This window comes from Nocardia anaemiae NBRC 100462, from assembly GCF_001612725.1.
Lineage (GTDB): Bacteria > Actinomycetota > Actinomycetes > Mycobacteriales > Mycobacteriaceae > Nocardia > Nocardia anaemiae.
The window spans coordinates 93393-105920 of record NZ_BDAZ01000017.1 but is presented as its reverse complement, the minus strand read 5'-3'; the positions used below and the strand labels follow the sequence as shown (position 1 = coordinate 105920).

Genomic DNA, 12528 nt, shown 5'->3' with positions numbered 1-12528 from the left:
GAATGTGGTTGACTTCGGACATGGTGGAACAGGCGGCAGCGGCGGGCACGCGCGAACGGCTATTGCTGGCGGCCGAGCGACTCTTGCTGACCGAGCGGTACGACGACGTGTCGGTGCGGGCGATCTGCGCGGCGGCCGGGGCCAATCCCGCTGCGGTGCACTATCACTTCGGCTCTAAGGAAGCACTCGTCGCGGCGCTGCTCGAGGACCGGCTCGGGTCAATGTGGGCCGAACGGTTGACCGAGGTGACCGCCGCGCACGGTTCGGTGGCGACGCTGGTGGATGCGGTGATCGAGCCGTTCATCGGATTGGCGGCCGATCCCGTCGGGCGGTTGCACCTGCGGCTGTTGGCGCAATTCGTACTCGGTCGGCACCCGACGATGTGGCGTCGGCACTGGTTTCGCATGGACGCCTGGGTCGGCTTGCTACCGGAGTTGAGCGAACCCGAGAGTCGGCGGCGCTGGGGCTTGGCATTCGACCTGATCATCGTGCAATTCGGTGGTGTGGGCACGGGTGAGCGCGAACTGTCGGACGAGGCGGTGCGCACGCTGCGCGATTTCGTGGTCGCCGGACTGACCGCGGCAGGAGAGAAATGATGAACGAAATATTCGCACCGGCGAAGCTCGGCCCGATCACTGTGCGCAACAGGGTGATCAAGGCCGCCACCTTCGAAGGCCGAACACCGGACGCGCTGGTCACCGATGACCTGATCGACTTCCATCGCGAAATCGCCGCCGGTGGCGTGGGTATGACCACCGTCGCCTACTGCGCGATATCGCCCGGCGGCCGCACCGACCGGCACCAGATCTGGATGCGCCCGGAAGCCGTTGCGGGACTGCGCCGACTCACCGACGCCGTACACGCCGAAGGCGCCGCCGCCAGCGCCCAGATCGGCCACGCTGGCCCGGTGGCCAATGCCGCATCGAACCGCGCACCCGCGCTGGCGCCGAGTCGAATGTTCAGCCCACTCGGCATGCGTCCCATGCATGTTCCGGACATATCCGAAATCGCCACGATTACAGCTGATTACGCGAATGCCGCACGTCTGGCCGAGCAGGCGGGTTTCGATGCGGTCGAAATCCACTTCGGGCACAACTATTTGGTGAGTTCATTCCTGAGCCCGCTCCTGAACCGGCGCAAGGATCGATACGGCGGATCACTGGTCAACCGCGCCCGACTCGCCCGCGAGGTCGCACTGGCCGTGCGCGAGGCGGTCGGTGACCGCTTGGCGGTAACCGCGAAGCTGAATATGGAAGACGGTGTGCGCGGCGGCCTTTCGCTCCCGGACTCATTGCAGGTGGCCGCCTGGCTGGAATCGGACGGCGCACTGGACGCCTTGGAACTCACCGCGGGCAGCTCCCTGCTCAACCCGATGTTCCTGTTCCATGGCGCCGCCCCACGCAAGGAATTCGCGAAAGTCCTTCCCGCACCGGCACGCTGGGGCTTCCGCTTGATGGGCCGCGCCTTCCTCCGCGAATACCCCTACCGCGACGCCTACCTACTGGAAAACGCCCGCCGGTTCCGCAGCGAACTTTCCATGCCGCTGATCCTATTGGGCGGCATAACCGACCTCGACACAATGCGCACGGCAATGGCCGAGGGTTTCGAATTCGTCGCCATGGGCCGCGCCCTGCTCCGCGAACCAGACCTCCTTCTCCGAATCCGAGCCGATCGAAGCACGCGCTCAGCCTGCATCCACTGCAACGAATGCATGCCCACCATCTACACCCGCACGCACTGCCCCCTCGTCTGACAACAAGCCCAGATTTGCTACAGCTTGTAGCCGATTTGGCGGAGTAGTTGTTTGCGGGCTTCTTTGTCGCTCGGGCCTTCTACGCCGAGTGGCGCACCCCCGTCGACAACTCCGATGATTCCGCGCCCCGATTCGGTCTCGGCAATCAATACTTCGACCGGATTCGCTGTGGCGCAGAAGATTCCGCAGACCTCGGGAACCTGTCGTATCGCATTGAGCACATTGACCGGATAACCCTCACGCAGGAACACTATGAACGAATGTCCTGCGCCGACCGCCACGGCATTCTCAGTGGCGAGTTCGGTCAGCTCGTCGTCATTGCCGGAGGTCCGGATCAGCCGCGGTCCGGATGCCTCAGCGAATGCCAGGCCGAAACGCAGGTGCGGACTGATCCCGACCAGTGCCTCGTGCAGGTCCTCGACCGCCTTGATGAAGTGGGCCTGTCCGATGATGACGTTGAGATCGTCCGGTTTATCGATGGGTACCGAAGTCAGCTCCATCGAACTATCCTGCGCCGCGCTCGAGTCTGTGCGCCACGGCGACACGCCCTTTCCTTCGAGACGCGCAGTACCCCTGGTACCAGGAAAAGTGGGCCGTGCGGGATTTGTCGAGTACGTTGCGAGGCGATGATCACAAGAAGTTCGCGGATGAGGGCGGTGGCGCGCGATCAGGCACGAGCAGCGACGCCGAGCGGGCGCATTACGGTGTACATGCCGTTTGACCACGCCGTAAGCCTTTGTCGCTGTGCGGGGTTGAGCGGCGTCGGCGCGGTTGGGGTGGGCGGTCGGTGTGAATGCCAAGTACGGTGTCGGGATGCCGTATTGACATCGAGACCTGGGCGAGTTCGAAACGAGAATGTGTCGAAGTATGTATTTTGAGCTATCCCGGCGCCTGCGCAAAGCGGTCGGCGGTACCGCGCTGGCGGGACTCCTCATGGTGGCCGGATGCGGCACGGACGCGGACAAGCCTTCCGCCGAGCCCAGCATCACCGCGGCTGCCGCGCACACCGACCAGCAGCAGCTGTCCTTCACGGTGCCGGGCACACTGGCCGCCGGTTTCCAGGAACTGCAGTTGAGTGCGCATGCCAAACTCGGCATGGCGATCATGCCGGTCGGCGGCCAGAAGATGGTGACCTTCGGCGACTGGACCACCGGACCCGCCTGGTCGACGATGAAGGTGCCGCTGGTCATCGCTTCGCAGCGCAAGAGCTCGACGAGCTCGAGCTACGCGGCGACGGCGGCGATCACCCAGTCCGACAACGCCGCCGCCGATACGCTCTGGCAGTCGCTCGGCACCGCGCAGGAGGCGGCCAAGGCGGTCGAGGCCGTGCTGCGCGAGGGCGGCGATGCCAAGACCACCGTGCCCGCAACCAAGACCCGCTCCGATGCCTCGGCATTCGGACAGGCGGATTGGGCGCTGGCCGAACAGGTTCGGTTCGCCTCCCGGCTGCCCTGCCTGCAACAGAGCTCGAATGTGATCGACCTGATGGAGCAGATCACATCGAGTCAGCGCTGGGGCCTCGGCGAACTCACCGGCGCGGAATTCAAGGGCGGATGGGGGCCCGACACCTCCGGCTCCTATCTGGTCCGCCAATTCGGCCTGATCGAGGGCCCCGGTGGTCGGATCGCGGTCGCCGTTGCCACCCAACCCGATTCGGGTGCCCTGTCCGACGGGATCAGCATCCTGGACAAGCTCGCCACCGTGATCTCGCAGCACCTGGACGAACTCTCCGGCGGCAGCTGTTCCTGATCCCGGTCGAGTCAGCGCCCGCAGGGCGCACACTTGACCGGGTAACGGTGGCACCCGAGAATCCCGAATCAACGGGTGAGATCGCAGGACCACGACCGTGGCGCGGTTCGGCGAGGTGGAGGTAACGGGGTGGACGAAACGCAGTCGCGGGCCGGTACGCGATTCGGACCCTACGAATTGCGTACGCTGCTGGGCCGCGGCGGGATGGGGGAGGTCTACGAGGCGTACGACACGGTCAAGGATCGCGTGGTCGCGATCAAACTACTGCCCATGGCGCTGGCCGACGATCCGCGGTTCCAGCAGCGATTTCGGCACGAATCCCGAGTCGCCGCGCGGCTGGCCGAACCGCACGTCATCCCGATTCACGACTGGGGCGAGATCGACGGTGTGCTCTACATCGACATGCGGCTGGTTCGCGGCAGCGATCTGCGCTCGGTGCTGCGCGAGAAGGGGCCCCTGAGCCCCACCCGCGCGGTCGGCATTATCGAACAGGTCGCGTCCGCGTTGGATGCCGCGCATGCCGAGGGCTTGGTGCATCGTGACGTCAAACCCGCCAATATCCTGGTCACCCCTTCGGATTTCGCGTACCTCGCCGACTTCGGCATCGCGCGCTCCGAGCGCGACCCCAGCGTCACCGCGACCGGCCAAGCCATCGGCTCCTACAGCTATATTGCGCCGGAACGATTCGACACCGCCCCGATCGGCGGCACCGCCGACGTCTACTCCCTGGCCTGCGTACTGTTCGAATGCCTCACCGGCACACAGCCTTTCCCAGCCGACGGCATGAGTTCGCTCATCCGCGCGCACCTCTCGACACCGCCACCCCGCCCGAGCACCAAACGAGCCGGACTGCCCGGCACATTGGACGAGGTCATCTCCCGCGGCATGGCCAAGGAACCCGCCGATCGCTATCCAACAGCCGGTGCACTCGCGTCGGCAGCCCGAGCCGCAGTCTCGGCCACACCGTCTCTCCCGAACTCGGACGCGCCCACCACCCAGATCTCCAACCACACCCGACCCGCCCCAGCAACCATCATCTTCCCGACCTTCGGCCCGGAATCCATGGTCGCCCGCCAACCACCGAACTGGCCCCAGCAGTCGGGTGGATCGCCGTCGGGTCCGTCGCAGTCGGCCGAGGGTCCGCAGCAGTCTGGTGGGCCGCAGTCGGGTGGATCGCAGCAGTCGGTCGGCCCGCAGCAAGCAGGTGGTCCGCCCCAGGCAGTTGCTCCGCCGCAGGCAAGCGGCTCGAGGCAGCCAGCTGGGACGCAGTCGGCAGGCGGCACGCAGCAGACAGGTAGTTCCAGGCAGCCGGGCGGCCTGCGGCAAACAGGTGGTCCGCTGCAGGCAGCTGGCGGTTCGCAGCCGCCGAGTGATTCGCAGTCGGGTGGTCCGCGCTCGGTAGCTGGTTCGCCGCATGCGGGCGGTCCGGCGAGTGGGCCGCAGTCGGGTGGCCCGAAATCGGCAGGTGGCCCACAACAGCCGGGTGGTCCGGCATCGGCGCGTGGGGTGCAGTCGGCGGGTAGGCCACCGTCGGCAAGTGGTCCGGAGTCGGCAGGGGGTCTGCATCCGGCGGGCAGTTCGCTGCTGTCGGGCGGCCCGCAGCAATCAGGTGACCGGCAGCAGTCGGGTGAGTCGCAGCAGTCAGGTGGTCCGCAATCGGTAGGCGGTTCGCATCCTGCGATCGGTTCGCGGCTGTCCGGCGGGCCGCAGCGATCAGGCCCTCCGCCGCAATCAGGCGGGCAATGGCAGGCGGGCGGTCCGACGTCGGCGAACTCGCCGCAGCGGATCGGCGGTGCTCCGGCAGCGGGTGGTGCTCCGTCGGAGAATGCGCTGCGGTCCGGGAGTGGTCCGCCACAGGCGAGTGAGCCGCGATCAGAGGGTGGATCGCAGCAGGCGGGTGGATCGCACTTCGCGGGCGGCCAGCAGCCGGTGGGTGGCCAGCACTCCATGAGTGGGCAGCCGCAAGTGAGCGGGCCCCAGCTGTCGAGCAGATCTCGATCGCACATCGGGCAACAGTCCACCGGCGGACCGCGGCAGATCACCGGTCTGGAGCCGACGCTCGTGCCCCGGCATCCCTCGGATCCGGTGCGTCGCGACATTCCACCGCACGATGCGACAACCGAGGCGCTGTCTAGGACCGTCGGCATGCCGATGCCGCAATCCGACGCACCGTACCCGCCCGATCCGACACCTGTGCCTGCGCGTCGATCGATGCGCATCGTCTGGATCGGCGTGGTGCTCGCGGTGCTCGCGATCGGGGGCATTGTCGGCTGGCAGGTGCGTGACGGAAGCGACGGCCAACCGACAAACACGATGCCCGCACATCTGCCCGCCGGTGCCAAACCTTGCGCCAAGCTGTATCCGGCGCTCGGCCGCTTCACCTCGTCCGCGATCGGCACCACCGTCACCAGTTGCGCCTTCGCCGAGGAGGTGCGCAGGGCCTACGCCGATGGCGGCGACAGCACGATCACCGATCGATCGGTAATGGCGCACAGCCCGATCAACAATCGGGATTACCAGATGAATTGCACGGCCGGTGATCAATTCGCGACCTGTAGCGGCGGCGAAAACGCCATCGTCTATGTGTATTGAGTCGTAGCCGTTACCCGGTGTTCACGGGGGTGCGGCCGCGTCATCGCTCGAGGCGGGGCAAGATATGCGCCATGCGCATCGGAGTCTTGACCGGAGGCGGCGACTGTCCAGGACTGAACGCGGTCATCCGTGCCGTCGTTCGCACCGCGAACGGACGCTACGGCGACGCGATCATCGGCTTCCAGGATGGTTGGCGCGGACTACTCGAAGACCGAAAAATCACCATTCAGAACGACGATCGCACCGACCGCCTGCTCACCAAGGGCGGCACGATGCTCGGTACCGCACGCACCAATCCCGACAAACTGCGTGCCGGACTCGACCAGATCAAACGCACCCTCGACGACAACGGGATCGAGGCACTGATCCCGATCGGCGGCGAGGGCACGCTCACCGCCGCGAGCTGGTTGTCCGACGAGGGCGTCCCCGTTGTGGGGGTCCCGAAGACCATCGATAACGACATCGACTGCACCGACGTCACTTTCGGACACGACACCGCGTTGTCCATCGCTTCGGAGGCCATCGACCGGCTGCACACCACCGCGGAATCGCATCAGCGCGTCATGCTGGTCGAGGTGATGGGCCGCCACGCGGGCTGGATCGCGATCAACTCGGGCATGGCGGCCGGTGCGCACCTCACGCTGGTTCCCGAGGAGCCCTTCGATGTGGACGAGGTGTGCTCGATGATCAAGCGTCGCTTCCAGCGCGGCGACAAGCACTTCATCTGCGTGGTCGCCGAAGGCGCGCACCCGGCCCCCGATTCGGGATTCGCGCTGCGCGAGGGTGGTATCGACGAGTTCGGCCACGAACGGTTCACTGGTGTCGCACAGCAGTTGGGCACCGAGATCGAGCGCCGCATCGGTAAAGAGGTCCGTACTACCGTGCTCGGTCACGTCCAACGCGGCGGCAGCCCGACACCGTACGACCGGGTGCTTGCCACTCGCTTCGGTCTGCACGCCGCCGAGGCCGTGCACGCTGGACGATTCGGTCAAATGGTCGCTTTGCACGGCACTTCCATCGAATTGGTTCCGTTGTCCGAGGCCACCAAGCAGCTCAAGCGGGTACCCACCGAGCGTTACCGCGAAGCCGAGGCATTTTTCGGCTGATTCCGGCGGTCGTTGCACAATCGAGACCTCCCGAATTCCTTGTCGCACAGCTACTCTGGTCGTCGTGGCTCAACTCCAGGTATCCGACCTGCCCACCGATGCTGTCGCCGTGTTCCGCCGCCGTGCTCGCGTCGCGGGCATATCGATCGAAGCTCAGGTCCGTCAGGAACTGATCACGATGGCGCGCAGGCGAACTTCCGTGGACACGATCGTGGAATTCCTGGAATCCCAGGGCCGCGATCTGACCCCGGAATTCGACTCCGACGCGGTAACCCTCATCCAGGTCTACGATCTGCCCGCCGACGCGCTCGGCATGTTCGGCCGCCGCGCCCGCGCCGCCGAACTCCCGCTCGGCGCCTATGTTCGCCGTGAGCTTCTCGCCATCGCCCGCCGTGGCGGCGTGTCCGACGCGATGTTGGAATTCCAAGAGGCGCAAGAGGACGACCCCACACTCGAACTCGATATGAATGCGATCGCCGCTGCGGTTCGGTACGCGCGCGGCGGGTGAACCTTCGTCCCGGGGGCGTTGGCCGGGGGAGTGTTGGGCAGGGAAGCGTTGGCGGGAGTGTTGGAATGCCGGGCGACGATCAGTGTCAGTTATCGTCCGGCTCGTCCGGTGGCGGCCAGCAGTGCCGGAATGCCGAGCGGCGATTTGGCCACTGCGGACGGCGATCGATCGAGATGCGTTGGAGCGATGCCGCTACGGGTTCGAGACGCGGGTAGGGTGATTCCGCAGCGGTATCGGATTGTCTCGGCGGCATATTGCCGAATGCCCGACGACTGGAGTGGCCGTGCGAGCGCAGGATTTGCCGAGCGCATTCAGAGCGGCGTTCGAGGGTTCGCCATCGTCTTGTGCCGGACACCGGCAACGCACATCAGCGAGTGACCGCGCGGCGGGACGAAAGGTATCCGATAGTGGCGCAACTGCCGATCTCCGGTCGAGATGCCGAGGCACCCGCAGGATGTGGCAGGAATACCTGAACCGCCCCGAGGCGACGCAATGCGCGGCCGAGTTCGTCCGAAACGCCCCTGCCGATCGGTAGTGTTGCGGCATGCGCACTGGGCGATGGCTCGTCTCGGTTCTGGTCCTGATCGTTGCGTTGGTGGCGGGGTGTTCGTCGGACAAGGGCGAGACCCGGTCGCTCAGCGGGGATTGGCACGGGTCCATCCCGGTGCCCAATGCGCCGTTGGCGGTGGGGGTGAACTTCGCCGATAACGGCAGCGCCACCATCGATATCCCGTCGCAAGGTCTGAACGGCGCGGAGCTGAAAGATGTTTCCGCCGAACCGGATCGGGTGGCGTTCGCGATTCCGAACACGCCGGGCGATCCCGTGTTCGAGGGCAAATTCGACAAGGAAGCCGACCGGATCGTCGGTGAATTCCGGCAGGCGGGCCAGAGCCTGCCGTTGACGCTCGAGCCGGGCAAGATCGGTCCCCCCGCGCATCCGCAGGAGCCGAAACCGCCGTATCCATACCGCTCCGAAGACGTCACCTACCGCGACGGCGATATCACCATCGCGGGCACGCTGACCCTGCCCGAGGGGAACGGCCCGTTCCCGGCGATTCTGATGATCTCCGGCAGTGGCCCGCAGGACCGCAACGAAGAACTCATGGGCCACAAGCCCTTTCTGCTGCTGGCCGATACCTTCACCCGCGCGGGCTATGCCGTACTGCGCACCGACGACCGCGGCGTCGGCGGCACCAGCGGCAAACTCGACGACGCCACATACAACGATCTCGCCGAGGATGCGGCTGCTGGGGTGCGCTTCCTCCGCGCCCGCCCGGATATCGATCCGGCCCGCGTCGGACTGTTCGGCCACAGCGAGGGTGGTTATCTCGCACCGCTGGTGGCGTCGCGCCCGGACAGCGGCGTCGCCTTCGCGGTCCTGATGGCGGGCCCCGCGGTACCGGGTTGGGAGGTACTGATCGAACAGAACCGCGCGCTGCTCAGCGCGGGTGGCGCATCGCAGGCTCGAATCGATGATCAGGTCACCTACATCACCGAATGGACCAACCTGATTCGCTCCGGTGACCTGGCCGCCGCAAAGGATCTCGCCTTCCGCCACAACGAATCGCTCCCGCCGAACCAGCGCGCCTCGGCGGAAACCCTCAACGCCTACAACACCACCTACATGGCCTCTTTCATCACCTACGACCCGGCGCCCGCCCTCTCGGCCCTGCGCATCCCGGTCCTCGCGTTCTTCGGCACCAAGGACATGCAGGTCCTCGCCACCCAGAACGAACAACCGATGCGCGACCGCCTGGCAGCCGATCCGGACGCCACCGTCCACGTTTTCCCCGACCTCAACCACCTCATGCAACCCGCCGACTCCGGCCTTCCTGGCGAGTACACCTCCAACGAAACCACCATCGCCCCCGACGTCCTCACCTACACCACCACCTGGCTCAACCAACACACCCACTCCCGCTAGCCCGAACCGGCTGCCGCATATCCATTGAGCACCTCGCACAGGCTCTACCATGTGCGGTATAGGCACTGGCTGTGCGACGGCTCCCCGGTGGGAGCTGACCACTTGGCGAGGGCGGCGGACGGGTCAATAGACTGATCGCTATGAGTGCACCCACCGTCGACTTGATGGACTATGCCGATGTCATCGACCGGTTCGAGCCGGTGCTCGGTATGGAGGTTCACGTCGAGCTGAACACCGCCACCAAGATGTTCTGCGGTTGTCCGACCGAGTTCGGCGCGGAGCCGAACACCCAGGTGTGCCCGGTGTGCCTCGGTCTGCCGGGCTCGCTGCCGGTGGTGAACGAGCAGGCCGTGGAGTCGGCGATCCGGATCGGGCTGGCCCTGAATTGCGCGATCACCCCGTGGGGCCGGTTCGCGCGCAAGAACTACTTCTACCCGGACCAGCCGAAGAACTACCAGATCAGCCAGTACGACGAACCGATCGCCACCAACGGCCACCTCGACGTGGTGCTCGATGACGGCAGCACCTTCCGCGTCGAGATCGAGCGCGCCCATATGGAGGAGGACACCGGCAAGTCCACCCACATCGGTGGCTCCACCGGCCGCATCCACGGCGCGAGCCACTCGCTGCTGGACTACAACCGGGCCGGTGTGCCGCTCATCGAGATCGTCACCAAGCCGATCACCGGCGCGGGGGAGCGGGCGCCGGAGGTGGCGCGCGCCTATGTGACCGCGCTGCGCGAAGTTCTGAAGTCCCTCCAGGTCTCCGACGTCAAAATGGAGCAGGGTTCGCTGCGCTGCGATGCCAATGTCTCGCTGATGCCCATCGGCGCAACTGAATTCGGCACCCGCACCGAGACCAAGAACGTGAACTCGCTCAGGAGCGTCGAGGTCGCGGTCCGCTTCGAAATGCGCCGCCAGGCAGCCATTCTCGCCGACGGCGGTTCGATCGTGCAGGAGACCAGGCACTTTCACGAGAGTGACGGCACCACCTCGCCCGGTCGCCGCAAGGAGACCGCCGAGGACTACCGCTACTTCCCCGAGCCGGACCTGGAACCCGTTGCGCCCGCTGAGGATTGGGTTGAGCGGCTGCGTGGCACCATCCCGGAGTACCCGTGGCTGCGCCGCGCCCGCATCCAGTCGGATTGGGGTCTGTCCGACGAGGTCATGCGCGACCTGGTGAACGCGGGCGCGCTGGACCTGATCATCGCGACCGTCGATGCGGGTGCCCCGGTCAACGAGGCGCGCTCGTGGTGGGTCGCCTACCTCACCGAAAAGGCCAAGGAGCGTGAGATTTCCCTGGAGGAGCTGCCGATCACGCCCGCCCAGGTGGCCGAGGTGATCAAGCTCGTCGAATCGAAGACGGTCAACAACAAGGTCGCCAAGCAGGTCGTCGATTTCGTGCTTGCGGGCGAGGGGGATCCGGCGAAGATCGTCGAGACCAAAGGGCTCGGCATGGTCAGCGACGAGAGCGCGCTGCAGGCGGAGGTGCAGAAGGCGCTCGAGGCCAATCCGGATATCGCCGAGAAGATCCGCTCGGGCAAGGTGCAGGCCGCGGGCAAGATCGTCGGTGATGTGATGAAGGCCACGCGCGGTCAAGCCGATGCGGCTCGCGTGCGCGAGCTGGTGCTCGAAGCCTGCGCCTGAGTTCCACACCGGCCGAACTGAAATGGGCGGGTCCCCAAGGGATCCGCCCATTTGTTGTCGGCGCGGTTAGTCCGGCCCGGTGCCTTGGGACGGCGGCGGGATCTTGATCACCCGATCGTCGAAGGGCCCGTGATTATCGTCATTGTTGACGGTGGTCGCCCAGATGGTGCCGTCCGCACCGGCCGCCGCACCGCCGAGCCTGCCGTATTTGTCCTGCACGGTGAACGTCGGCGCGGCGGTGATCGCGTGGGTGTTCGCATCCGGATTCGCGATCGCCAGCGCCTTCGCCCCCGACATCGCGATCGCCACCACATCCGGTCCGGCCGCGCAGCCCCCGACGCCCGGCCGATCCGGCCAGGTCCACGCCGTGGTGATCGATCCGTCCCGGCCAAGGCGCTGCAGACGATCCTCGGTCGGGGTGCGATCGGTGATCCAGACGCTGTCCTTACCGTCGTCGCACAGATCGCCCGCCGTGCCGAGGCCCGATGCCACGACCTCCGGATTGGCTCCCGGCGACGGTGAATTGATCCGCAACACCTTGCCCGCCAGCGACGAGGGCGCACTCGCCAGACCGGGACTGCCCGCATCGCCGGTAAGCACCAGCAGCTCGGTCGGCGAAATGAATTCCAGCGCACCGTGATTGCCGACCGACCCCTTCGGAATTCCGGTCAGGATGGCCTTCGGCGGGCCGTTCTCCGCGATGCGCACCACCCGGTTATCGGATCCGGTGGTGATGTAGGCGTAGATGAGTCCGTCCTCGCGGTAGGTCGGCGAGAGGGCGATATCGGAGATGCCGCCGTCACCGGAGCCGTCCACGTCCACCTGACCGACAAGTATCGGCGGCGACTGCGGATCGCTCGGATCCACTGCGACCGTCTTGTAGATGCGTCCGGTGCGTCGCTCGGCGACCAGCGCGTCCTCGCCGAGCGAGATGATGCCCGCGGTGGAATCCAGGCAGGTCGTGATCACATTCGGATCCGGATCGATGCACGGTCCGGTCGGGCGCGGGCGCTGCGATGGGCTCTGCTGCGGCGATTTGGGTTCGGCGGGGTTGAAGGTCGGTTCGGGTGTGAACGGGCTGGAGGCGGAATCGTCGAACCGAGCGCAGCCGACCAGCGCGACGGTGCTGAGCGCCAAGCTCAGGGCGATACGCCCCGCGACAACCAAACTCATGGTTCAGACGTTACGGAAACCGCGGCCGATGTGCCGCTCCGGGTCGATAAACGGACACGCCGTCGCGTGGACACCGC

General features: G+C 66.2%; 10 protein-coding genes. 8 read left to right on the top strand and 2 right to left on the bottom strand.

The features are described 5' to 3' along the window. The first annotated feature begins 2 nt into the window (after positions 1-2). On the top strand, positions 3-596 hold the full coding sequence (locus NA5_RS11490; protein WP_371856406.1) for a TetR family transcriptional regulator: 594 nt from the start codon (positions 3-5) through the stop codon (positions 594-596). Then, positions 596-1753, top strand: a complete 1158-nt coding sequence (locus tag NA5_RS11485) for an NADH:flavin oxidoreductase (RefSeq protein WP_084484049.1) — start codon at positions 596-598, stop codon at positions 1751-1753. Before NA5_RS11490 ends, NA5_RS11485 begins: the two co-directional genes overlap by 1 nt. 17 nt (positions 1754-1770) lie before the next feature. Here the strand turns inward: NA5_RS11485 and NA5_RS11480 are convergent, their stop codons facing one another. Then, on the bottom strand, positions 1771-2253 hold the full coding sequence (locus tag NA5_RS11480; protein ID WP_062984826.1) for an adenosine-specific kinase: 483 nt from the start codon (positions 2251-2253) through the stop codon (positions 1771-1773). Positions 2254-2620: 367 nt separating this feature from the next. Here NA5_RS11480 and NA5_RS11475 point away from each other — a divergent pair, with 367 nt between their 5' ends. From NA5_RS11475 to gatB, 6 genes are all read left to right on the top strand, one after another. Continuing rightward, positions 2621-3502, top strand: coding sequence for a serine hydrolase (locus tag NA5_RS11475; RefSeq protein ID WP_062984824.1), 882 nt, complete (start codon positions 2621-2623; stop codon positions 3500-3502). 129 nt (positions 3503-3631) lie between these two features. Continuing rightward, positions 3632-6094 (top strand): serine/threonine protein kinase, encoded by a 2463-nt coding sequence (locus tag NA5_RS40290; RefSeq protein WP_062984822.1) that lies wholly within the window; start codon positions 3632-3634, stop codon positions 6092-6094. A gap of 71 nt (positions 6095-6165) precedes the next feature. Further along, on the top strand, positions 6166-7200 hold the full coding sequence (locus NA5_RS11465; protein WP_062984819.1) for an ATP-dependent 6-phosphofructokinase: 1035 nt from the start codon (positions 6166-6168) through the stop codon (positions 7198-7200). Between the two features lie 64 nt (positions 7201-7264). Beyond that, positions 7265-7708 carry a hypothetical protein gene (locus tag NA5_RS11460; RefSeq protein ID WP_062984817.1) on the top strand — a complete coding sequence of 148 codons (444 nt, stop codon included), beginning with the start codon at positions 7265-7267 and terminating at the stop codon, positions 7706-7708. A 544-nt stretch (positions 7709-8252) separates the two neighbouring features. Continuing rightward, positions 8253-9632: an alpha/beta hydrolase family protein gene (locus NA5_RS11455; RefSeq protein WP_062984815.1), complete on the top strand. Its 1380-nt coding sequence runs from the start codon at positions 8253-8255 to the stop codon at positions 9630-9632. A 140-nt stretch (positions 9633-9772) separates the two neighbouring features. Further along, positions 9773-11278: an Asp-tRNA(Asn)/Glu-tRNA(Gln) amidotransferase subunit GatB gene (gatB, locus tag NA5_RS11450; RefSeq protein WP_062984814.1), complete on the top strand. Its 1506-nt coding sequence runs from the start codon at positions 9773-9775 to the stop codon at positions 11276-11278. Positions 11279-11344: 66 nt separating this feature from the next. On the opposite strand, the gene NA5_RS11445 is transcribed toward gatB, so the two are convergent. Continuing rightward, the gene (locus tag NA5_RS11445) at positions 11345-12451 is read right to left on the bottom strand and encodes a PQQ-dependent sugar dehydrogenase (RefSeq protein ID WP_062984812.1); all 1107 of its coding nucleotides are present in this window, start codon (positions 12449-12451) and stop codon (positions 11345-11347) included. Positions 12452-12528 lie beyond the last annotated feature (77 nt).